Annotated in this window: 11 protein-coding genes and 1 pseudogene; 3 read left to right on the top strand and 9 right to left on the bottom strand. The window is 74.5% G+C overall.

The annotated features are described in order from the left end of the window. Positions 1-130: 130 nt before the first annotated feature. The 5 genes from ACFV9T_RS20995 to ACFV9T_RS20975 all read right to left on the bottom strand — a co-directional run bounded on the left by ACFV9T_RS20995 (position 131) and on the right by ACFV9T_RS20975 (position 9501). Positions 131-3751 (bottom strand): hydantoinase B/oxoprolinase family protein, encoded by a 3621-nt coding sequence (locus tag ACFV9T_RS20995; protein ID WP_385442465.1) that lies wholly within the window; start codon positions 3749-3751, stop codon positions 131-133. Beyond that, positions 3748-4608, bottom strand: coding sequence for an SGNH/GDSL hydrolase family protein (locus tag ACFV9T_RS20990; RefSeq protein WP_385442512.1), 861 nt, complete (start codon positions 4606-4608; stop codon positions 3748-3750). The genes ACFV9T_RS20995 and ACFV9T_RS20990 overlap by 4 nt, the downstream gene beginning before the upstream one ends. An 857-nt stretch (positions 4609-5465) precedes the next feature. After that, positions 5466-6653 carry a glycosyltransferase gene (locus ACFV9T_RS20985; protein ID WP_385442463.1) on the bottom strand — a complete coding sequence of 396 codons (1188 nt, stop codon included), beginning with the start codon at positions 6651-6653 and terminating at the stop codon, positions 5466-5468. After that, entirely contained in the window at positions 6650-7792 is a 1143-nt protein-coding gene (locus ACFV9T_RS20980) for a glycosyltransferase family 4 protein (RefSeq protein ID WP_385442460.1), read from the bottom strand. The genes ACFV9T_RS20985 and ACFV9T_RS20980 overlap by 4 nt, the downstream gene beginning before the upstream one ends. A 284-nt stretch (positions 7793-8076) precedes the next feature. After that, on the bottom strand, positions 8077-9501 hold the full coding sequence (locus ACFV9T_RS20975) for a HEAT repeat domain-containing protein (RefSeq protein ID WP_385442458.1): 1425 nt from the start codon (positions 9499-9501) through the stop codon (positions 8077-8079). 331 nt (positions 9502-9832) lie between these two features. Between ACFV9T_RS20975 and ACFV9T_RS20970 the strand changes: the two genes are divergently transcribed. Further along, on the top strand, positions 9833-11302 hold the full coding sequence (locus ACFV9T_RS20970) for a PP2C family protein-serine/threonine phosphatase (protein ID WP_385442455.1): 1470 nt from the start codon (positions 9833-9835) through the stop codon (positions 11300-11302). 56 nt (positions 11303-11358) lie between these two features. On the opposite strand, the gene ACFV9T_RS20965 is transcribed toward ACFV9T_RS20970, so the two are convergent. Then, positions 11359-12873 (bottom strand): hypothetical protein, encoded by a 1515-nt coding sequence (locus tag ACFV9T_RS20965; RefSeq protein WP_385442452.1) that lies wholly within the window; start codon positions 12871-12873, stop codon positions 11359-11361. A 312-nt stretch (positions 12874-13185) separates the two neighbouring features. Here ACFV9T_RS20965 and ACFV9T_RS20960 point away from each other — a divergent pair, with 312 nt between their 5' ends. Together ACFV9T_RS20960 and ACFV9T_RS20955 are read left to right on the top strand one after the other, a co-directional pair. Then, the gene (locus ACFV9T_RS20960; RefSeq protein WP_385442451.1) at positions 13186-14289 is read left to right on the top strand and encodes an aminoglycoside phosphotransferase family protein; all 1104 of its coding nucleotides are present in this window, start codon (positions 13186-13188) and stop codon (positions 14287-14289) included. Positions 14290-14435: 146 nt separating this feature from the next. Beyond that, positions 14436-16484, top strand: coding sequence for an N-acetylmuramoyl-L-alanine amidase (locus ACFV9T_RS20955; RefSeq protein WP_385442448.1), 2049 nt, complete (start codon positions 14436-14438; stop codon positions 16482-16484). Between the two features lies 1 nt (position 16485). Here ACFV9T_RS20955 and ACFV9T_RS20950 read toward each other — a convergent pair whose 3' ends face one another. The 3 genes and pseudogenes from ACFV9T_RS20950 to ACFV9T_RS20940 form a co-directional block, all read right to left on the bottom strand. Further along, positions 16486-18801 carry a glycoside hydrolase N-terminal domain-containing protein gene (locus ACFV9T_RS20950; RefSeq protein WP_385442446.1) on the bottom strand — a complete coding sequence of 772 codons (2316 nt, stop codon included), beginning with the start codon at positions 18799-18801 and terminating at the stop codon, positions 16486-16488. 15 nt (positions 18802-18816) lie between these two features. Then, positions 18817-19317 carry a hypothetical protein gene (locus ACFV9T_RS20945; protein ID WP_009713271.1) on the bottom strand — a complete coding sequence of 167 codons (501 nt, stop codon included), beginning with the start codon at positions 19315-19317 and terminating at the stop codon, positions 18817-18819. A 282-nt stretch (positions 19318-19599) separates the two neighbouring features. Further along, positions 19600-22533: pseudogene (locus ACFV9T_RS20940) on the bottom strand (ATP-binding protein). Positions 22534-22693: the final 160 nt, after the last annotated feature.

Below are 22693 nucleotides of genomic sequence, written 5' to 3'. Positions count from 1 at the left end.
TCATGGAGGCACGAAGCCGACCTCGCGCACGAGGCTTGGCGGGCTTGATAGAAGTCGGGTTTCCGGTGACGGCGACCGCAAACGGGGTTGATCGCGCCAATGCGGCGGCGTTCCCCGAGCGGCGCGGCGCTCAGCCCTCCGCCGGGCCGTAACCGCCGCCGCCCGGGGTGTGGACGACGAGGACGTCATCCGTACCGACATCAGCCGCGTCGCAGCCGTTCAGCCGGTCCACCGAGCCGTCGGCGCGCTCGATCAGGTTGGCGCCGAGCGCGCCCGGGGCGCCGCCCGCCATGCCGTACGGGGCGACGCGGCGGTGGCCGGTGAGCAGGGCCACCGTCATCGGCTCCAGGAAGCGGACGCGGCGGGTGACGCCGTGGCCGCCGCGCCAGTGGCCGCGTCCGCCGCTGTCCGGCCGTACCGCGAAGCTCTCGACCCGGACCGGATAGCGCCACTCCAGCACTTCGGGGTCGGTGAGCCGGGAGTTGGTCATATGGGTCTGTACGGCGTCGGCGCCCTCGAAGCCGTCGCCCGCGCCCGAGCCGCTGGCGACGGTCTCGTAGTACTGGACGCGGTCGTTGCCGAAGGTGACGTTGTTCATCGTGCCGGAGCCCTCGGCCTGGACGCCGAGCGCCGCGTAGAGGGCGCCGGTGACGGCCTGGGAGGTCTCGACGTTTCCGGCGACCGTGGCGGCCGGATACACCGGGGCCAGCATCGAGCCCTCGGGGATGCGGACCTCCAGGGGCTTCAGGCAGCCGCTGTTGAGCGGGATGTCCTCGGCGACCAGGGTGCGGAAGACGTACAGTACGGCCGCCATCACCACCGAGCTGGGAGCGTTGGCGTTGCCCGGCTGCTGGGGCGACGTACCGGCGAAGTCCAGTACGGCGCCGCGCCGCGCGTGGTCGACGGTGACGGTGACGCGGATGACGGCGCCGCTGTCCGTCTCGTAGCGGTACGAGCCGTCCCGGAGGGCGCCGACGATACGGCGTACGGACTCCTCGGCGTTGTCCTGGACGTGGCGCATATAGGCGCGCACGACGTCCAGGCCGAACTGCCCGATCATCCGGCGCAGTTCCTGGATGCCCTTCTCGTTGGCGGCGATCTGGGCGCGCAGGTCGGCGAGGTTGGCTTCCGGGGCGCGGGAGGGGTAGGGACCTGCGGTCAGCAGGTCGCGGGTTTCGCGCTCGCGCAGCGCGCCGTCCCGCACCAGCAGCCAGTTGTCGAAGAGCACGCCCTCCTCCTCGATGGTGCGGCTGAAGGCGGGCATGGAGCCGGGGGTGATGCCGCCGATCTCGGCGTGGTGGCCGCGCGAGGCCACCAGGAACAGCAGCTCCGTCCCGTCGCCGTCCGCGTCGTCGAAGACCGGGGTGACGACGGTGACGTCCGGGAGGTGGGTGCCGCCGTGGTACGGGTCGTTGATGGCGTAGACGTCGCCGGGGCGCATCGCGTCCCCGTCGCGGCGCAGCACCTCCTTGATGGACTCGCCCATCGAGCCCAAGTGCACGGGGATGTGCGGGGCGTTGGCGATCAGGTTGCCGTCCGCGTCGAACAGGGCGCAGGAGAAGTCCAGCCGCTCCTTGATGTTGACGGAGTGGGCGGTGTTCTCCAGGCGCAGGCCCATCTGTTCGGCGATGGCCATGAAGAGGCTGTTGAACACCTCCAGCATCACCGGGTCCACCTCGGTGCCGACGGCGGACGTGCGCGGCCGGGCCCTGACCCGGGTGAGCAGCAGATGGCCGCGCTCGCCCGGGGCCGCCTGCCAGCCGGGGTCGACCACGGTGGTGGCGTCGTCCTCGGCGATGACCGCGGGGCCGGTGACGGTGTCCCCGGGGCGCAGCCCGGCGCGTTCGTACAGTTCCGTGCGCTGCCACCGGCCCCCGGTGAACATCTCCACGGTCGCCACCGGCGCCATGTGGCCCTCCCTGGGCGGCTGTTCGACGGCGTGGCCGCCCGCCGCGCCCGCCGCGCCGACCGCCTCCACCGACACCGCCTCCACCACGAGCGGCTTGTCCATGGTGAAGGCGTAGCGCGCGCGGTGTGCCCGTACGAAGCGGTCGGTCATCGCGGGGGCGGAGTCCAGCGGGACGGGGAGGGCCGCGTCGGTGCCCGCGTACCGCAGCTGGACCCTTGCGGTGGTGTGCACGCTCTCCCCGGGGACGCCGTCGGCGAGCAGTTCGTCGCGCGTCCGGTCCGACAGCCGTGCGCACAGGTCGGTGATGTCCGGCAGCGACTCCTCGCTCAGCTCCGTCTCGACGGCCTGCTCGCGCATCGCGGTGGCGTCGGCGACCCCGATGCCGTACGCCGAGAGCACGCCCGCCAGCGGCGGCACGATCACCGTGCCGATGCCGAGGGCGTCGGCGACCGCGCACGCGTGCTGGCCGCCCGCGCCGCCGAAGCTGGTGAGCGCGTAGCGGGTGACGTCGTGGCCGCGCTGTACGGAGATCTTCTTGACCGCGTTGGCCATGTTCAGCACCGCGATGTCCAGGAAGCCCGCCGCGACCTCCTCCGGACCGCGCCGGTCGCCGGTCGCCTCCGCGATCTCCTCGGCGAGGCGGCCGAAGCGCTCCCGTACGGCCTCCGCGTCCAGCCGCTCGTCGGCGTGCGGGCCGAAGACGGCCGGGAAGTGGGCGGGCTGGATACGGCCCAGCATCACGTTGGCGTCGGTCACGGTCAGCGGGCCGCCGCGCCGGTAGCAGGCGGGGCCCGGGACGGCACCGGCCGAGTCGGGGCCCACGCGGTAGCGGCGGCCGTCGAAGTGGAGCACCGAGCCGCCGCCCGCCGCGACGGTGTGGATGTTCATCATGGGCGCGCGCATCCGCACCCCGGCGACCTCGGTCCCGAAGACCCGCTCGAACTCGCCCGCGTAGTGCGAGACGTCGGTGGAGGTGCCGCCCATGTCGAAGCCGATGACCCTGTCGTAACCGCCGTGGTCGGCCTCTGCGGAGGAGCGCACCATGCCCACGACGCCGCCCGCGGGCCCCGACAGCACCGCGTCCTTGCCCCGGAAGTGCGCGGCCTCCCGCAACCCGCCGTTGGACTGCATGAACATCAGCCGGATGCCGCGCAGTTCGGCCGCCACGTCCTCCACGTAGCGGCGCAGGATCGGCGAGAGATACGCGTCGACGACGGTGGTGTCGCCGCGCGACACCAGCTTCATGAGCGGGCTCACCTCATGCGAACAGCTCACCTGCGTGAAGCCGAGATCGCGGGCCGCCCCGCCCACCGCGCGCTCGTGCGCGGCGTGCCGATAGCCGTGCGTCAGGACGACAGCGGCGCTGCGGAAGCCGTCGCGATGGGCGGCGCGCAGGGCCTCCGTGGTCGCGTCGAGGTCCAGGGGGCGTACGACGGCGCCGTGCGCGTCCACCCGCTCGGGCACCTCGATCACCCGGTCGTACAGCGCCTCCGGCAGCGTGATCCGGCGGTCGAACAGCCTCGGCCGGTTCTGGTACGCGATCCGCAGCGCGTCCCGGAAACCGGCCGTGACGACGAGCACCGTGGGCTCGCCCTCGCGCTCCAGCAGGGCGTTGGTCGCGACGGTGGTGCCCATCTTGACGACGGAGATCCGGTCGGCCGGAACCGGCTCGTCCGGCCCGAGCCCCAGCGTCTGCCGGATCCCGGCGACGGCCGCGTCCCCGGTGCGCTCGGGATGGTGGGACAGCAGCTTGCCCGTCACCAGGCGGCCGTCCGGACGCTTCCCGACGACGTCCGTGAAGGTACCGCCACGGTCGATCCAGAATTCCCAGCGACCGGTCACCCCGCCATTGTCGCAGCGTGCGCGGGTGCCGGGGCTTCCAGCCGGGGTAGCGAGGCGAGCGCGGCGAGCGCCGCGCGCCGCTCCTGCCCGTCGAGCTGATGCGCGGTCCCCCGCACGCGGTGACGGACCTCCTGCGCCGCCAGCGCGAGCAGTCCGGGCAGCAGATCGGTGCAGCGGTCCACGACCCACCTGGTCCCCCGGGTCGCCATCCACCAGGCGCTCCCGGCCCGCGAGGGAGTCTGCCCGTCGAGCACCGTGGACGGCGGCTCGCCCATGGCGATGCCGCGTGCCGTGAGCGCGCTGTGGAACTCCCGCGCCAGCATCCGGTGCCCCAGCTCGCTCGGATGCAGCCGGTCCACGCTCCACGCCTCGCGGTCCGCGACCCAGGTGTGCTCGGTCAGCTCCACGTGGACGGCGCCGTGCCGCCCGGACAGCGCGTGCACCACCGTGTTGACGGCCCGCATGCGCCGCCCCAGCGGCCGGGCCAGCGCGGTCGGCAGCCCCAGCATCCGCCCCGGGTCGGGCAGGCACGCGGTGAGCACCACGGTCCCGTCGGCGCGCAGCGCGCCGATCGTCGCGTCCAGGGCCTCGGCGACGCGGCGGATGTCGAAGGTGTCGCGCAGGGTGTCGTTCATGCCGACGACGACGGACGCGAGGTGGGGGCGGGCCCGGCGGGCGGCGGTCAGCTGCTCACCGGCCACGTCGGCGGTGAGCGCGCCGCTGCGGGAGACGTTGACGAAGTCCACGGCCTCCCCCGCCGCCCCGGCGAGCAGGGCCGCCCACCCCCGCCACCCGCCCCCGGGCACGGGATCCCCGAGCCCCTCAGTGAGCGAGTCGCCGAGCGCCACGAACCGGATGGCCCCCGCCAAACCCCGGCTCCCGCCCCGGCCCGCCGAGGCGGGCACCGGGAGTTCGGCCTCGGCAGGCGCGGTCCGGCGGACGTTCGGAGCAGCCGCGCCCGAGGCCGGGGCACATGCCGGAATGGCGGGCGACGGGCCGGTCGCCGTGTCGTCGGCCGGTACCGCCGGTCCGGCGGCCCCCGCGCGGCGGGGCTCCGGAACCACCGGCGCGGCCGAAACGGCCCGGCTGGCGGCCCGGACAGAGCACGGAGAGTCCTTCGCGACGTCACCGAGGGCGGCCCCTGAAGCTACGTTCACCGCCCGGTGGACGTCCAGGCCCTCCGGAGCCGCCGAGACGGGAGCGGGCACAGCCGGGCAGACCGGCCCGTCCGGGACGGACCGCACCAGGTGCCGGGGCGGTGGCGCCGGGGCGCACCGCCGGTCGGCGGATCCGGCGTGGCGGGGCGGCTGGGTGGGCGGGGTCGGTGGGGGCGGTGGAGCGGCGGCGGCAGCGACGTGAGCCCTTGCGGAGCCGCCGGACGGGATCACCACCGCTGCGGGCTCGTCCGGGATGGGGCGTGCGTCGGCCCGGCCCCTGGGCGACCCGGCGGGGCGGGCGTCGGTCCCGCCCGGGGCCGACCGTGCGAGCAGGGCGTCGCCGCCGGTCACCGCATGGGGAGCGCCCCCGGCAACCACGGGGTCAGCGGCCCGGGCGCCCGGGAGGGTCGGGCCGCCCGGCGGGGGCACCGACGCCCCTCCGGTCACCCCTGGTACGGCGCGGCCGTCGGGCGGGGTGGTGGGCACCGTCGGGCCGACCGGCGGGTCGGTACGGGGCGTGGCATACGGTCGGCGGCCACGGCAAGCGCGCGGTGTGGTCACCGCGCACCGCCGGCCGCCGTGCGGGCCGGGGTCCGGCCGTCGGGCCGGGTGGCGGCGGGCGCTTCGTGGGCGGCCAGGAAGGCGTCGACCGCGGCGGGCCAGCCGAAGCGCTCGGCGCGGGCCCGGGCCGTGGCGCGGCGTACGGGCTCGGGGCGGGCCAGGACCTCGGCGACGGCGTCCGCGAACGCCGCACCGTCGTCGGCCGCCGTCGCGCCCGCCGGGCCGACGATGGCGGGGAGCGCGGACAGGGCGCTGACGACCACGGGCGACCCGCACGCCAGCGCCTCCAGGGCGGCCAGCCCGAAGGTCTCCGCCGGGCCGGGGGCGAGGACGACGTCCGCGCTGGCCTGGAGCGCGGCCAGCCGGGACCGGTCGCCGACGTGGCCGAGGAAGGTCACCGGAAGCCCCTCCGCGCGGGCGCGGGCCTCCAGCCGGGCGCGCATCGGGCCGTCGCCCGCGACGACGAGCGCCGCCGGGACGCCGCGCCGCCGCAGCTCGGCGAGGGCGTCGAGCGCGCGGCCCGGCCGCTTCTCGGGCGACAGGCGGGTGCACGTGACGAGCAGGACCGAGGCGCCGCCCCGGTGGTGCTCGCGCAGGGCGCCGTCGAAGTGGGACGGGTGGAAGTGGCCGAGGTCGACCCCCAGGGGGGCGCGTACGACATTGCGCGCGCCGATCCGTACGAACTCGCGCTCCGCCCACTCCGTGGTGCACACGACCCGCGCGTACGCCCGCGCGGTGCGCCGGTTCAGCCGGTCGGCCGCGCCCCGGGCGGCCGACTCGGGCACGCCCCAGGTGCGCAGCACGGCGTCGGCGCTCTCGTGGGAGACCATCACGGCGGGTACGCGGGCGCGCCGCGCCCACTCCCCCGTCCAGCGCAGGGTGGTGCGGTCGGAGACCTCCAGCCGGTCGGGCGCGAGCCCGTCGAGCAGCCGGGCCAGCCGCCGCCGGTCGGTGAGCACCCGGTAGCCGCCGGTGCCGGGCACGGCGGGCCCGGGCAGGGTGATCACCCGGCCCTGGCGGGTGTGCTCGTCCGTGTCGCGCTCCCCCGGCACGATCAGGACGGACTCGTGCCCGGCCGCCTGGTAGCCCGCACCCAGCTCGCGCAGCGCGGTGCGCAGGCCGCCGGAGGAGGGGGTGACGAAGTTGGCGAGCCGGACGATCCGGAGGGACGGCGCGTCGCTCATGCCGCCACCGCCGTACGGGCCATCAGTACCTCGGCGTAGTGGTCGATCAGCTGGTCGACGATCGCCTCCCAGGTGCGGCCCTCGACCGCCTCCCGGCCCGCCTGCCCGACCGAGGCGCGCATCCGGGGGTGGGCGGAGAGGAGCGATACGGCGTCGCGCACCTCGTCCGCGTCGCCGGGCGGCACCAGCAGGCCGGTGCGGCCGTGGTCGACAAGGTCGAGCGGGCCGCCCGCGGCGGGCGCGACCACCGGCACGCCGCTGGCCTGCGCCTCCTGCACGGTCTGGCAGAAGGTCTCCTGCGGGCCGGTGTGCGCGAAGACGTCCAGCGAGGCGAAGATGCGGGCCAGCTCGGTGCCGGTGCGGCGGCCGAGGAAGTGGGCGCCGGGCATGGCGGCGCGCAGCGCGGGCTCGCTCGGCCCGTCGCCGACCACGACGACGCGGACGCCGGGCAGCGCGCACAGCGGGGCCAGCAGCTCGACGTTCTTCTCGGGCGCCAGGCGGCCGACGTAGCCGACGATCAGCTCGCCGCCGGGGGCCAGCGAGCGGCGCAGCTCCGGGTCGCGGCGCGAGGGGTGGAACCGCTCGGTGTCGACCCCGCGCGGCCACAGCGCGATCCGCGGCACCCCGTGCTCGTCGAGGTCGCGGGCGGCGGCGGTGGACGGGGCGAGGGTGCGGTCGGCGGCGGTGTGTACGGCCCGTATCCGGCGCCAGGCCGCGTTCTCGCCCGCGCCAAGGTACGTACGGGCGTAACCGCCCAGGTCGGTCTGGTAGACGGCGACGGCGGGGATCCGCAGCCGCAGCGCGGCCGTCATCCCGCGCGCGCCGAGCACGAAGGGGCTGGCCAGGTGGACGAGATCGCTGCGGTGCGAGGTGATCGCGGCGGCCAGCCGACGGCTGGGCAGTGCGACGCGCACCTGCGGATAGCCGGGCAGGGGCAGGGACGGGATCCGGACAACGGGAAACGGATGCGTCCCGTCGGTGTCCCCGGCCCCGTCGGCCGGTCCGTCGTGCGGACCCGCGGGGGCGATGACGAGGGGTTGGTGACCGCGCCGGTGGAGATGCTGGGCGGTCTGCAGCGTGCAGTGAGCGACGCCGTTGATGTCGGGCGGGAAGGATTCGGTCACGATGGCGACTCGCATACCGGTGTTGTCGGCGTACGAAGGGTGGCCCCGGCATCGTGCACCTTGCGAGCCGTGAAACGTCCCGTGAGCGTTGGCCCCCGGGCCCTCCGAAGCCGGGCGAGTGCCGGACGAACCCCCCGAAACCCGGCACCGACCCCGGGGTTTACGGACGACCACATGGCGTAAACACATCGGTCCCCGCCCGATTCCGGTGACCCATCCCACCGACCCCGCCACTCCGAGTGACACCCCCGGCGCGGCGGGGCATCGGACCGCCCCAGGGGGCGCGCGGCGGGGAGGGGTCAGACTCCGGCGGCGTCGGGGCCGATGCGGCTGCGGACCGCGGTCTGGACCTCGGCCTCCTCGGCCGGGTCGGCGGCCAGCCTGCGGAGTTGTTCCACCACGCGGGCGTCACCGGTGGCGGCGTGGTGGGCGGCGAGTTCGCGGGTGGTCTCCTCGCAGTCCCAGAGGCATTCGACCGCGAAACCCGCCGCGAACGAGGGATCGGTGGCGGCCAGGGCGCGGGCGGCGCGGCCGCGGAGGTGGGAGGAGGCGGTTTCGCGGTAGACGTGGCGCAGGACAGGGGCGGCGCAGGTGATCGCGAGGCGCCCGGCGCCGTCCACGAGCGTCCACAGGGCCTGCGAGTGCGGGCCCTCGGCCCGCACCGTACGGCGGAGGGCGGCGAGCACGAGGCCCGTGTCGTACTGCCCGCCCCGGGCGGCGAGCATCGCGGCGGCCGCGCCGCCGAGCGCGTCGGGGCGGTGGGCCCAGATCCGGGCGCGGTCCAGGGCGGCGATGCCGCGCATGCGCTCGAACGCGCCGAGGGCGGCCCGGGAGACGGACTCAGAGGCGTCCGGCTCGGTCACCGCGGCCTCGACCAGGTCCAGCACCTCGGGGTCGCCGACGTCCGCGAGGTACCGCAGGGCGGTCGCACGGGCCGCGTCCGGGGCCGACGCGGCGGCGGCCAGCAGCTCGGGCCGGTCCTCCGGACCGGCGACGGCGGCGAGGCAGCGGGCGGCGGCGTCGGGGCGCCGGGCGCCGGGCCGCAGGTCGTGTTCGTCCTGGGCCCAGGCCAGCACGTCGCGGACGCTCCAGCCGGGCCGCGGCCCGGAGGGGCGCAGCTGGCGCTGCCAGCGGTCGAAGGCGCCCCGCTCCTGCACGGCGCGCACGCGCGCCCCGTGCGCCGGGTCGTCGGCCCACAGCCGCCAGGGGCGCGGCTCGTAGGCGCCGCGCGCGGCGGCGGCCAGCTCGGCGTCGCCGTCGGGGTTCGCGGGGAAGCGGCCGAGGATGGCGGGGGCGAGGGCGCGCAGCCCGGCGTCGTCGTCGCGCAGGGCCAGCTCGTCCAGGGCCCATTCCCAGTTGCTGCCCGCGGCGGCGTACCGGCGCAGCAGCCGCAGCGCGTCGAGCCGGTCGTACGCGGCGAGGTGGCCGAGGACGGCGAGGGCGAGCCCGGTGCGCTCCTCGTCGGTGTTCACCAGATCGTCGGCGTGGAACAGGTGCTGTTCGATTTCGTCGAGGTCCGCGTCGAGGTCCAGGCAGAGCCGGGCGTAGTAGAGGGAGCGGTTCTCGACCTGCCAGTCACGGCGGGGGTCGTGCAGCACGCAGTGGTGCAGTGCCGCGAGCGCCTCGGCCCGCGGCGCGGCGAGGGCATGCAGAGTACCGTCGCCGCGGCCTCGCTGAAGGAGGCCGAGCAAGGTACCGCTGGGCGCTATGTCTGGATCGAACATGAGGTCAGCATCCGGTGCGGGGGGTTCGCTGGCAACGGGATTTCCGTCGATCGGCATTCTTGCCGGTGTCCTGGCGCCATATGCCGGATGAACACCTGAACTGAGGGAATCCCGAGCGCCGCAGCCTACCCGGAATCGCACCCTCCACCGAGCCGTGTCCGAGTTGCCCCAGGAAGGCCATGGGCATATGCCGGAAGCACCACCGGATCGGGTATTGCCAAACGACTTACGCGACGTCGCACCCTGTGCAAAAGTCGTTACCGGCCCAAGACACCCCTGACCCCTTCAGACCCGGCCGCGCCGCGCCGTACCGGCCCGTATCGGAGAACACATGCCGCCCCCCCGCTCCGCGGATCACCCCGCCGCCCCGTCGCCCCGGCGCGGCACGGTCGACGCGCTCATCACGCAGACCCGGCGGCTCCGCGGCGGCATCGCGGCCGTGCGGCGCGACACCACGGCGGACCTGAGCGGTACGGCGTACGAACCCCAGCTGCGCTGGCAGCGCGCCCTGTGCGATCTCGCCGTCCATCATCTGGACGACCTCGGCCAGCATCTGGACCAGCTGCGCGAGGGGCTGCCGTCCGAGCAGCCCGGGGAGGCGAAGGAGACCCCGGAAGCGGAACCGCGGAAGTGGTCTCCCGCGCCCACCGGGCCCGGCTCGCTGCTCCACCGGGTCGGCAGCGCCGAGTGGAACCTGCTCACCGACGAGGTGACGTGGTCCGACGAGCTGTGCCAGATCTTCGGCCGAGGCCCCGAGGAGGGCGGGCTGTCCCTGGACGAACTGCCCTCGTGGGTCGTCGCCGACGATCAGCCGGTGCTGACCGCGATGGTCACGGACTGCCTGGTGGACGGCAAGCCGATCGACGGCGAGTTCCGCGGCGTCCGCGCGGACGACGCCGTCCGTACGGTGCACATGGCGGGCGAGCCCGTGCTCGACAGCGACGGCAGCACCGCCTCCATGTGGGCCGTGCTCCGCGATGTGAGCGAACTGCGCCGCAGCGAGCGGGCGGTGCGCGAGTCCCGCGACACGCTCCAGCGCCAGCGGCACATCGCCCGCACCGAGCGCCGCCTCGCGGTCCAGCTGCACGAGGCCGTCCTGCCGCCATGGCGCGGCTCCGCGCCCCTCGCGCACGGCGGGCGGCCCACGGGCACCGGCCCCACCAGCACCGCCCTCGATGTCGCCGCTCATTACTTCCCCTCCGCCAACAGCGCCCTGATCGGGGGCGACTGGTACGACGCGCTCGAACTGCCCGACGGCGGCACCCTGCTCAGCGTCGGCGACCTCACCGGCCACGGCGTCGCCGCGACCTCCGGCATGGCGATGGTGCTGGGCGCGGTGCGCGGCATGGCGGTGGCCGGAATAGAGCCGGGCCCGCTGATGGGGCGGCTCAACCAACTGCTCGACGCCTCCGCGCAGCCCGCCCTGGGCAGCGCCGTCTGCGGGCGGTACGACCCGGCCACCCGCACCCTGGTGTGGTCGCAGGCCGGGCACCCCGCCCCGCTGCTGTTCCGCGACGGAGCGGGGCGCGCCCTGCGGCCCCCGGCCGGGGTGTTGCTCGGCGGCACGGCGGGCGCCACGTACACCCAGGCCGAGGAGCGGCTGGAGCCGGGCGATCTGCTCCTGCTGCACGCCGGTGGGCTCGCCGAGGACCCCACGGTGACGGCCGAGCGGCTGCTCGCGCTCGCGCCACGGTTCGCCGCCGCCCGTGGCACCCAGGAGTGCGTACGAGTGGTGGCCGAGGAGTTCGACGACGAGCAGCGTGAGGGCGACGCCTGCGTACTGCTCGCGATGATCGGTTGAACCGGCTGAGATGATCGGTTGAACCGGTTGATGGGCTGCCGCTGACCGGACGGCCGCTAGACGGCCGCGCTCTTCGCCGCCCCGCCCGCCCCCTTCGCCCCTCCTCCGGCTCCCTTCTGGTGGCCCATCGTCTTCGGCATGGCCTGCTGCAGCTCCGCCCGCAGCTCCCGTACCGCGGGGGACGACGCGTACGGCGCGGTGAGCCGGTACATCTCCCGCAGCCGGTCCCAGGTGCGGTGCGAGGAGTTCTGCTCGATCGTGGCCAGGGCCTGGCGGGCGGAGGCGGTCCCCTGCTCCGGGTCGCCGCCGATGAAGCAGGCCGAGGCGATGGAGATGTGGTCGAAGATCTGCGACCGCTGACGACCGCCCTCCCGCATCCGCAGCGCCTCCATGGCGTGCCGCTGCGAGATGGCCGCCACAGCGGGGTCGTGCTCGGCCAGGGTGCGGTAGACCAGCCCCTGCATCCCGTGCAGATCCGCCTCGTTGAACAACTGCATCCAGCTCGGCGGTGCCCCCCGGTCCTCATCGGAGACGAACAGCTCCTCCGCCTCGCCCAGGGTGCGCCGCACCGCCTGGCCGTGTCCCTTCGAGGCGTGCGCCCAGGCCTCGATGGTGCGGAACATGGAGCGGGTGCGGGGCAGCGCCTCCTCGCCCGCGCCGGAGAAGGCCAGCCGCATCAGATCGAGGGCGTCGTCCGGGCGGCCGATGTGCACCATCTGACGGGCGGCGCGGGACAGCGCCTCACTCGCCCGGGGCCGGTCGCCGCCTTCCCGGGCCGCGTGCGCGGCGATGACGAAATACTTCTGGGCGGTGGGCTCCAGGCCCACGTCATGGGACATCCAGCCCGCCAGCACGGCCAGATTGGCCGCGACACCCCACAGTCTGCGCTGCAAATCCTCGGGGTGGCGATAGGCGAGCATCCCGCCCACCTCGTTGAGCTGGCCCACCACGGCCTTGCGCTGCAGCCCGCCGCCACGGGCCGCGTCCCAGGCGCGGAAGACGTCGACCGACGCCTCCAGCGCGTCGACCTCCTGGGAGCCCACCGGGGCTGCCTCATAGCGGTCGAAGCCCGCGGGCTCGGCGGAGAGGGGGTTGTCGGAACGGGGCGCGTCGGTGGCGAGGGTGGGGTCGGAGAGCAGCCATTCGCTCATGGCACCGGTGATGGCGGATCCTGCGGCGAGCGCGGCGCCCGCACCCACCAAGCCGCGTCGGTTGAACATAAGGTCCATTCCCGTGAATTCGGTGAGGACCGCGGCCGTGGACTCGGGCGGCCAGAGCAGCCCGTCGGCGGACTGCCCCTTTCCCGCGCGCCCACCTCGTCCGAACCCGAGGTCCTCGATGGTCACGACACGACCGAGGCGCTCGGTGAACAGGACTGCCAGCACCTTGGGCACCGGATCGCGCGGCGTCTCGCCGGTGTCGATCCAACGCCGCACCCGCGAGGTGTCGGTCGCCAGCTGCGGGTGGCCCATGGCCGCCGCACGCCGGTTCACGAGCCTCGCGAGCTCTCCCTTGGACCAGCCGGCGAGGCCGAAAAGGTCCGCAAGACGGGTGTTGGGTTCCCTCGTCACGTCAAGCCCCCAGGATCCTCGGCTGACTTGACAGTAACGGGCCCGTCACGAGCCGTGCGACTATTCGCCAGGGTTCGCCAGGGTCCGCCAGATGGTGTGCCACCCGCGCGCGGGTGTGATGTAGGAGTGCGCTACCCGGCCCGGTGATGGTTGGAAATCTCAGTTGGAAATCCCAGGTGGAAAATCCAGTTGGAAAATCCAGCTGGAGATTGCCATTTGGCACATGCCAGCCGCATTCCCCAGGGTGCGGCCCCGTCACCGGGGCCGGGGGCGTACGTACATCGTCGGCACACGAAGGGATCTGTCTCGCCCATGTACGCAGCGTCGTCCTCCGTGTCCGCCCCACCTCGGCCGTACCGGCGGCAGCTGCCCGGCAATGGGCCGTACCTCGATCCCGCTCCCGGCGGCCGCCCCCGGCGGACCCCCGCCCTCGGCTCCGTGCCGCCCAGCGGAAGACTCGATGTGTCCGGCCCCCAGGGTGCCCAGCTGCGCACCGCCATCGCCTCGGTCCATCGCATCTGCCCGGAGTTCAACCCCGTCCAGGTGCTCCGGCGCAGCGGGCGGTCCGTCCTCCTGCTCGGTTCCACGGGCCGCACCACGGCGGTCGCCAAATGCCTGCTGGACCACTCTCCAGCGTGGGCCGAGCGGTTCCGTCGCGAGATAGCGATGTACCGCACGTTCGTACGGCAGCGTCCGCCCGTGCGGGTGCCGAGGCTCATCGCCGCCGACCCCGACAACTGCGCGCTGGTCATCGAGCGGATGCCCGGGCGGATCGTGGCCGCGCAGCGCCACCCCACCGAGGCGCCACCGCGCGCCGATGTGCGGGCCGCGCTCGGCGCGATCTGCCGGATCAACCAGTGGCGGCCACCGGGTGACCTGTTCGACGCCCCCGTGGACTACGCGGCGCGGCTGTCCCGCTACCACGAGCTGGGGCTGCTGACCGACCGGGACATGGGCGATGTGCGCAAGCTGCTGCGCGGCGTCTCGCACGCGGCGGGGCGGCAGCTCCCGGCCCAGTTCTGCCACGGCGACGCCCTGTTGAACAACGTACTGCTGTCCCCCTCGGGCGCGGTCCTGATCGACTGGGACCACGCGGGCTGGTATCTGCCCGGCTACGACCTGGCGACGCTGTGGGCGGTGCTGGGCGACGCCCCGGTGGCCCGGCGTCAGATCAGCCAGCTCGCGCAGTCGGCGGGTCCGGCGGCGCGGGACGCCTTCCTGGTGAACCTGATGCTCGTCCTCACCCGGGAGATCCGCCGGTACGAGACCGCCGTGCAGCGCACCATGCACGATCCCGCGCCGGTCGTGCCGGGGGTGATGGCCGCCGGGGAGGAGCAGCGGCTGCTGCTGCGGCGGCTGCATGACGACTGCGGGATGGCCCGGCGTGCCGTGCGGGCCGCGGTGGGCACGCGGTGAGTGTCCGTTAGGTGGGGTGCGAAGCCTTCTTCGCGCGACGGTGATTGACGGATCGCCTGGCAGCGGATAGCTGTAGGCCGTGCCGTGCCTCCGGTGGAGGTGAGGCACGGCTACGGTTCGGCTCAGCCCACCTTGAGGAGGCTGCAATGCCAGGATCCGCACAGGACAGCACTCACGACTCGGACAGCGGCTCAGGTACCGGCGCGGACAGACCGGGCCCCGACCGCCGTACGGCGCTGCGCACCGCGGGCGCCGCCGCGTCCGCCGCCTTTCTGCTTCCGGTCGTCGCCGCGGTACCGGCCGCCCGGGCCGATCAGCGGCCATCGGGCGACCAGCCGTCGCCGGGCGCGGCCAGGTCGCTGCAACGGGCCTTCGCTGCGGCGGCGAAGGAGCACCGAGTACCGCTGAGCGTGCTGCTGGGCGTGTCGTATCTGCAGTCCCGCTGGGACGGCCACCGAGGCGCCGCCAGCGTCACCGGCGGCTACGGCCCCATGCACCTCACCGACGCCTTCACCGCCCTCTCCACGGGCCCGCACCACAGCCAGGGCACCGAGGACGCCCGGGGCGACCAGGCGCGGCCCCTGCCCGTGCCGGAGGCCTCGGTGTCCGAGCCACGGCAGCTGCCCGCGCGGCTGCGCACCCTGGACCGGGCCGCCGAGCTGACGGGCCTGGCCGCCGAGGTGCTGCGCGGCGACGCGGCGGCCAATGTGCGCGGTGGCGCCGCCCTGCTGGCCGCCACGCAGAAGCGGCTGGGGCTGCCGCCGAGCGAGGACCCGGCCGACTGGTACGCGGCGGTGGCGGCGTACTGCGGCGCCAACAGCGCCCCGGCCGCCGCCGTGTTCGCCGACGACGTCTACGACGTGATCCGCGACGGCGCGGCGCGCACCACGGGCGACGGTGAGCGGGTCACGCTCGACGCCGTCCCCAAGGTCGTCCCGGATCGGCGCCAGTTGCGGTCGCTCGGCCTGCCGGACCCCAAGCGGGATCCGCATGTCGAGGCGCCGCGCGATGTGTCGTGCGAGTGGATCCCGGCGCCCTACGAGCAGTTCGGGGACAACGACTACGGCAACCACGACCTGGGCAACCGCCCCGTCTCCCAGTCGATCGACTACATCATCGTCCATGACACCGAGGGCTCCTGGGACACCACCCTCAAGCTGGTCCAGGACCCGACGTATGTCTCCTGGCAGTACACGCTGCGCTCCTCCGACGGCCATATCGCCCAGCACGTACCGCTGAAGGACGTCGCCTGGCACGCGGGCAACTGGTACGTCAACGCCAAGTCCATCGGCCTGGAGCACGAGGGCTTCCTGACCGCGCCCGACGCCTGGTACACGGAGGCGATGTACCGCTCGTCGGCCCGGCTGGTGAAGTGGCTGGCGCGGCGGTACGACATCCCGCTGGACCGTCAGCACATCCTGGGCCACGACAATGTGCCCGGCACGACGGCCGCCACCATCAGGGGCATGCACACCGACCCGGGCCCGTACTGGGACTGGGCGCACTACTTCAGCCTCCTCGGCGCGCCGTTCCACCGCACCGCGGGCGCCTCCGGGGGGCTGGTCACCATCCGCCCGGACTACGAGAGATACGAGCCGGTGTACACGGGCTGCGAGCAGGCCGGTCAGGTGTGCGCCCCGCACGGCTCGTCCGCGGTGCGGCTGCACACCGCGCCGAGCGGCGACGCCCCGCTGGTCAAGGACATCGGGCTGCGGCCGGACGGCGCCGACTCGACCACCGGCGTCAACGACACCGGCGCCCGCGCCACCACCGGCCAGCAGTACGCGGTGGCGGGGCGGCAGGGCGACTGGACGGCGATCTGGTACCTCGGCCAGCAGGCGTGGTTCCGCAATCCCCGGCGGCGGCCCACGGCCGTGTACGCCAAGGGGCTCGTCGTCACCCCGAAGCCGGGCCTGGCGGAGGTGCCGGTGTACGGGCGCGCCTACCCGGAGAAGGAGGCGTACCCGGAGGGCGTACCGGTGCAGGCGGTCTCGCCACTGCCGTACAAGCTGCTCGCCGGGCAGCGGTACGCGCTGGGGCTGCGGACCCAGGGCGAGTATCTGTGGGCGGTCACGTTCGATCAGGCCGGGCACAAGGTGGTGCGCGGTCAGGACGTGTACTACCAGATCCAGTTCGGGCACCGGGTGGCGTTCGTCCGGGCCGCCGATGTGCGGGTGCGGCGGTCGGGCCGGTAGGTCAGCGCGCCGTGAAGCGGTAGGTGTGGCCGCCGCGGGCCGCGAGCGTGACCGTACGGACGTCCCCGGAACCGGTGTCGTCGCGTACGGGCGTCTCGTGGCCCGTGGTGTCGTCATGGGCGGTGTACGGGCGGGCGAACAGGTCGCCGCGTATCCGCACCGGTCCGTCCTGTCCCGCCGCCACGGTGAGGGTACGGGCGCGCCCCTCGCGCCAGGTGATGTCCACCGTGAGGTCGCCATGGGCGCGCAGCCCGCGCACCGAGCCGTCCGGCCAGCGGAGCGGCAGGGCGGGCAGGACGTCCAGCACCGCCCGGTGGCTCTGCAGCAGCATCTGGGCGATCCCGGCGGCGGCGCCGAAGTTGCCGTCGATCTGGAACGGCGGATGGGTGTCCCACAGGTTGGGGAGGGTGGAATCCGTCAGCTGTCCGGCGAGCAGCCGGTGGGCGCGGTCGCCGTCGCGCAGCCGGGCCCAGAAGTTGACCTTCCACGCCCTGCTCCAGCCGGTGCCGCCGTCGCCGCGCGCGTCGAGCGAGACCGCGGCGGCCCCGGCCCACTCGCTGTCCGGGGCGATCTGCCGTCCGGGGTGCAGGGCGAAGAGGTGGGAGGCGTGGCGGTGGGTGTCGGCGGGGTCGTCCCGGTCGGCCTTCCACTCCTGGAGCTGGCCCCAGGAGCCGATGCGCAGCCCCGGGTCGAGGGCGTCCAGGGCGCGCCGCAGTGAGGCTTGGAAGGCTGGGTCGTCGCCGAGGGTGCGGGCGGCCTCCAGGGTGGCGGTGAGCAGGTCGTGGACGATCTGCTGGGACATGGCGGGCCCGGCGGTGAAGTCGCCGTGCTCGGGCGAGTAGCCGGGCGAGACGACGAGCGTGCCGTCCCGGGGGTCCGGGCGCAGTGTGTCCAGCCAGAACGCGGCGGCCTCCCGCATCGCCGGGTACGCGGTGTCCCGCAGGAAGCCGGTGTCGAGGGTGAAGCGGTAGTGCTCGTAGAGGTGGTGGACCAGCCAGGCCGCCGCCTCCGGGAACCAGAAGGCGGTGGGCCAGTCGTGGACGCCGGTGAAGCCGTACGGATTGGTCTCGTTGTGCACGACCCAGCCCCGGGCGCCGAACATCTCGCGGGCCGTGATCCGGCCGGGGGCGCGCAGGGCGGTGATGAAGCGGTGCAGTGGCTCGGCGGTCTCCGCGAGATGGAGGGCGTGCGCGGGCCAGTAGGCCATCTGGAGGTTGATGTTGGTGTGGTAGTCGGCCGACCAGGCGGGCTGGACGCTGTCGTTCCAGACGCCCTGGAGGTTGGCGGGGAGCGGGGCGCCGGGGCGCGAGGAGGCGATGAGGAGGTAGCGGCCGTACGCGAAGAACAGCTCCTCCAGAGCCCGGTCGGCCGGGGTGTCCCCGCCGGTGTACGCGGCGAGTTGCCGGTCGGTGGGCAGGCCGGGCGGGGGCTGGCCGCCGAGGTCGAGCACCGTACGGTCGAACAGGGCGCGGTGGTCGCGGACATGGCGGCTCAGCAGGGTGGGATAGCCGTGGTCCACGGCGGCGTCCACGGCCTCGGTGACGGCCCGGTGGGGGGCCTCGCCGCGGTAGTGGGGGTGGGTGTCGGCGTAGTCGGTCCCGGCCGCGAGGACGAACCAGGCGCTGCGGGCGCCGGTGACGGTGAGCGTGCCGTCCTTTTGGGTGGTCACGGTGCCGCCGTCGCACACCACCCGCACCTGGGCCTCGAAGCGCAGCCCGTTGTCCGCCAGCGCGCCGCGGATCGTCAACCGCCCGTCGTGGGCGGTGACGTGGTGGTCGCCGGGGTGGGGTGAGGTGTGGCGCAGGGTGAAGCCGACGTCCCACGGGGCGGCGCTCAGCCGTCCGACGATCACCCGATCGGGGTACGAGGCGAAGAACTCGCGCTGGTGCCGCCCGCCGTGGGCGGTGTACTCCACGAGGGCCACGCCCTGGCCGATCTCCAGGCGGCGCCGATAGCTGTCCAGGGTCCCGGGCACGCCGGGGATGTCCAGCCAGAGGTCACCGAAGGGCTGGTAGGCGCCGTAGCGGGAGCGTGGCTGCCCGAGCCGGGCCGCCACGTCCTCGGAAGCGGCCGCGCCGCGCTCGTCGATCAGCCGCTGGACGGCGGTGAGGGCGCCGGGGCGGGGCTCACGCCAGTTGCCGTGGTCGTACGACTCATGTCCTGGACCACCGGTCCATAACGACTTCTCGTTGAACTGGATCCGCTCCCGGGCGGTGCCGCCGAAGACCATAGCGCCGAGCGTGCCGTTGCCGATGGGCAGCGCCTCGCGCTCCCAGTCCGCCGCCGGGCTGTCGTACCAGAGCGTCGTGCGGCCCATCGGGGCGCCTCCCCCTCAGCCCTGCTGGAACATCTCCGCGGGCAGCGGCTTGAGCAGCCGGTACAGGTCGTCCGTGATCGGCCGGTCCCAGCTGGCGATGGTGACGAGGACACCGTCGCTGCGGTCGAACTGGGCGCAGGAGATCCGGCCTTCGGAGAGCTTGATCCGGCGCACGATGAGGAGGTTGTCGTCGTGCATGACCGGGGTGTCCTCGGTGTCCACGACCTGTACCTGCTCCTCGTTGCCGAGGGCCGCCAGCAGCTGGGTCACCTCGAACGGAGCCTGCCCCTCGGCCACCTCGCGGGCCGGGGATCCCTCGGGCAGATTCCCGATGATCATCGCCGGGCCGCGTCCGCCGAAGAGGTCGTAGCGCAGGAAGACGCCCTGGCAGGTGCCGTCCGGTGCGGGCAGCAGCCCCGCGCCAAGATCGCCGGGCCAGTCCCCCGGATCCATGGCCAGGACATCGAAGTCCGGCCCGGTGGGCGTGGCGGCGCTGCGGCGGCGGAGGAAGGACATGCGGACATGGTACGTGCCCCGCCCCCCGTTCCCCCGCCCGGGAGCAGCCTCCTACGGCCCGGGGCCGGGACGGCAGGGCGCCGCGAACCCAGGCCTCTTGGCCACCCCCGGGCCCGGCCGCCGGGACGCCCCAAGCTCAGCCATCGGGCCGCCCCGGGCTCAGGCACGGAGGCGCCCCAGCCTCGGTCGGCGGCAGCCCCGGGATCGGTCGGCTGGCGCTGCGGGCTCAGTCATCGGGCCGCCCCGGGGTACGGGGCACCAGGCGGCCCCCGGCGCTGACGCCTAGGCGTCCCCGGGCTCAGTCCGTGGGCTGCGGGCGTGAGGGGCGGGTGGGCCCAAGAGGGTGGCCAGGCCACTGCGGTCGGTGCCTACCTTGCGGTAGACGTCGGACAGCAGCCGGGCCACGTCGCGCTCCGCGAGGCCCGTCGCCTCGGCGATCCGGGCGTCCGGCCAGCCCTCGGCGGCTCGCTCGGCGACGGCCTGCTCCTGCGAGGTGAGGGGGCTGGTGTGGTCGACCCGCAGCTGCATCGGGCGCAGCCCGGCGGCGGACAGCTCGTCGCGGGCCCGGGTCGCCAGGGTGTCCGCGCCGCACTGGACGGCGCCCTCCAGCCCGCGGTAGAGCCGGTCCCCGGCCTCCTGGGGCAGGCCGACGCGGCGCAGGGCGGCGCCGTGGTCGACCAGGGCCACGGCCAGGTCGTACGCGGACGGGGAGCGCTCCAGATGGCTGACGGCCTCGGCCAGCAGCTTGATCCGCTCCGAGCCCTGGGCCACGGCGGCGGCGCTGTGCAGTGCCCGGCCGATCGCGGAGTGGGTGCCGAACTGGCGGGCGCGGCGCACCGCGTCGTCGGCGACCTCGGCGGCCTGGCGGGGGTCGGTCAGCGCGAGGGCCTGGGACATGTGGAGCTGCCAGGGGCACCAGGCGGGGTTGCGCATGCCGCGCCCGTCCATCCGGCTGCCGACGTCGGCGAGCTGCTGCCGGGCCTCGCCGTGCAGGTTGGAGGCCAGCAGCAGTTCGCCACGGACGGTGGGTACGTCGGGGCAGAGCACGGCCTGCGGAAGGATCTCGCCGCCGTGCCCGGCCGCGAACTCCTGGGCCTCCCGGATCCGGCCACGGCTGATCAGGGTCTCGATGAGGGTGCCGACGGCGGTCCAGTGGGCGGGGGTCGAGGAGCCCACGAGGTCGGCGATGCGCATGCCCTCGCGGGCCAGCTCCTCGGCCTCGACGAGCGCTCCGCGGCGCAGCCGCGCGTATCCGAGGAGGGTGATGCCGAACGCCAGGTGGGAGCCGCGCCAGCCCTTGCGCTCGCATTCGGCTATGCCGGTGTTGAACAGCGCCTCGGCGCGTCCGGGCTGGTCGCAGTGGAGGAAGATCAGGGCGACCAGGATGGGCACCTCGAAGCCCCAGTCGTCGTCGGTCCAGCTCAAACCGTCGCCCAAGGCCTCCTCGGCGTAGTGGAGGGCGGTGGCCGCCGGTTCTCCGCGCGTCATCGCGTCCCAGGCGCGCAGGCCCAGCAGATAGCGCTCGGCCATGCCCCGACCGGTGAGGTGGTCGGCGAGCCGGGCGAGGCGCCGGGAGCGGGCGGGGGACTCCCGCTCGTCGGCCCGGAACATGTTCCACATGAACTGCTCGGCCTGCATCCGCAGCCGGGTGCGGGCGCTGGTGGCGCGGCCGACCTCGGCCGCGACGACCTCCGCGGCCTCCTCCATGCGGCCGCTGTGGCCGTACGCCTGGGCGAGCCGGTAGGTGATCGCCTCGCGCAGGTCGGGGCCGAGGTCCGGCTCCTCCAGGGCGGCCCGCAGATGGTTGACGGTGACGGAGGGCTCGGTGAGCTGGGCGGAGCAGCCCAGCTCGTACAGGACCGCGGCGCGCTCCTCCGGGGCGGGCGGTTCGCGCAGGGCGCGGGCGAGGCAGCGGCGCCCGGCGTCGGGCGCACCGGCCCGCAGATACTCGCGGGCGGCGTCCCTGAGGTGGCGCACCACCTGGGAGTCGCCCTCCGGGTGCATCTCCAGCAGATGGCGCCCGGCGGCCGCGGAGCCCAGGCCCGCGGCGAGCACCACGGAGGCGGCCTGGCCGTGCATGGCCACGCGCAGCGCGCCGGGGATCGCCTGGTAGACGGCGGTGGCGATGAGCGGGTGGAGGAATTCGAGCGGCTGGCCGCCGTGGGTGCCCTGCCGTGGCGGGGCGAGGATACGGGCGTCCGCGAGCCGCACCACCTGCTCGGCGGCCTCGGTCTCGCTGAGCCCGGCGACGTTGGCCGTCAGCGACGGGGTGGCCTAGATGCCGAGGACGGCGACGGCCCAGGCGAGGCGGACGGCGGCGGTGCCGAGCCGGGTCAGCCGGTCGCCAAGACCGCTGTCCTTCGCGGCGGCGACCAGCTCGCGCAGGGCGCCGAGGTTGACCGACTGCGGCTTCAGGTCGCGGTCGCGGACCTTGGCGGTCAGCTCGACGATCTCGAAGGCGTTGCCGCCGGTCACCGCCCAGCACTCGCGGCAGAACGCCTCGTCGGCCTCCTCACCCAGAACGTCCCGCACGATGCGGCCGACCCCGGCCGGGGTGAGCGGGGCGAGCACATGCGGCCGCGAGCCCTGGCGCTCGGTGAGGCCGCGCACCGCCGCGGCGTCGGCGCTCAGGTCCTCCGGGCGGTAGCCGACGGCGAGCAGCAGCGGCAGGTCCACGGCGCGGGCGGCGAACCGCAGGAGCCAGTCCAGGGATTCGGGGTCGGCCCAGTGGACGTCGTCCAGGATCATGACGACCGGCGCGTGCTCGACCGCGAACCGCGTGACCAGCCAGTCCAGGCCGTCGCGCACGCCCTGCGGATCGGGTGAGCCGCCGCTGCCGGAGACCACCAGGCCCACGGCGGGCGCGACGATGTCGTACCAGCCGCCCAGGATCCTGCGGTGCTCCTCCTCGCCGGTCGTCGCGAGGACGGGCTGGAAGAGCTGCCGTACGACGTGGAACGCGGCGCCCTGCTCGTGCTCGCCGCCGCGCGCCGACATCACGGTGCAGCCCCGGTGGGCGGCGCGGCGGCGCATCTCGCCGAGCACCGCGGTCTTGCCGACGCCGCCCGGTCCGGCGAAGGCGATCACTCCGCCGGTGCGGGTGCCGGACGGGTCACCGGGATCGGTGCCGCACAGATCGGTCAACGCCAGGTCGACCGCGGCGAGTTCCGCCTCCCGCTCCAGCAGTGCCCGACGTGTCCGGTCCTGCCGGTCCATCATGTCCGCCACGTTCGTTCCCCTTCGGCACGTAACGCCGAGCGTAGCCTGTCTGGCACGCTCCGTAGCCCGGTATGCGGGTATTTCCTTCTGGCATTGCCATTGGCACACGCCAATTCAACTCGCGCTCTATCGATGGCACGTTCACCACGCGAGGATG

Source organism: Streptomyces sp. NPDC059850, assembly GCF_042731515.1.
Lineage (GTDB): Bacteria > Actinomycetota > Actinomycetes > Streptomycetales > Streptomycetaceae > Streptomyces.
This window is presented reverse-complemented; position numbering and strand designations above follow the sequence as displayed.

Coding starts and splice junctions, on each gene's coding strand:
- ACFV9T_RS20950 (WP_385442446.1), bottom strand. CDS start 18,801: ATGGGCCGCACGACGCTCTGGTACGACAGCCCGGCGGCGGACTGGGAG.
- ACFV9T_RS20975 (WP_385442458.1), bottom strand. CDS start 9,501: ATGTTCGATCCAGACATAGCGCCCAGCGGTACCTTGCTCGGCCTCCTT.
- ACFV9T_RS20970 (WP_385442455.1), top strand. CDS start 9,833: ATGCCGCCCCCCCGCTCCGCGGATCACCCCGCCGCCCCGTCGCCCCGG.
- ACFV9T_RS20985 (WP_385442463.1), bottom strand. CDS start 6,653: ATGAGCGACGCGCCGTCCCTCCGGATCGTCCGGCTCGCCAACTTCGTC.
- ACFV9T_RS20945 (WP_009713271.1), bottom strand. CDS start 19,317: ATGTCCTTCCTCCGCCGCCGCAGCGCCGCCACGCCCACCGGGCCGGAC.
- ACFV9T_RS20955 (WP_385442448.1), top strand. CDS start 14,436: ATGCCAGGATCCGCACAGGACAGCACTCACGACTCGGACAGCGGCTCA.
- ACFV9T_RS20960 (WP_385442451.1), top strand. CDS start 13,186: ATGTACGCAGCGTCGTCCTCCGTGTCCGCCCCACCTCGGCCGTACCGG.
- ACFV9T_RS20980 (WP_385442460.1), bottom strand. CDS start 7,792: ATGCGAGTCGCCATCGTGACCGAATCCTTCCCGCCCGACATCAACGGC.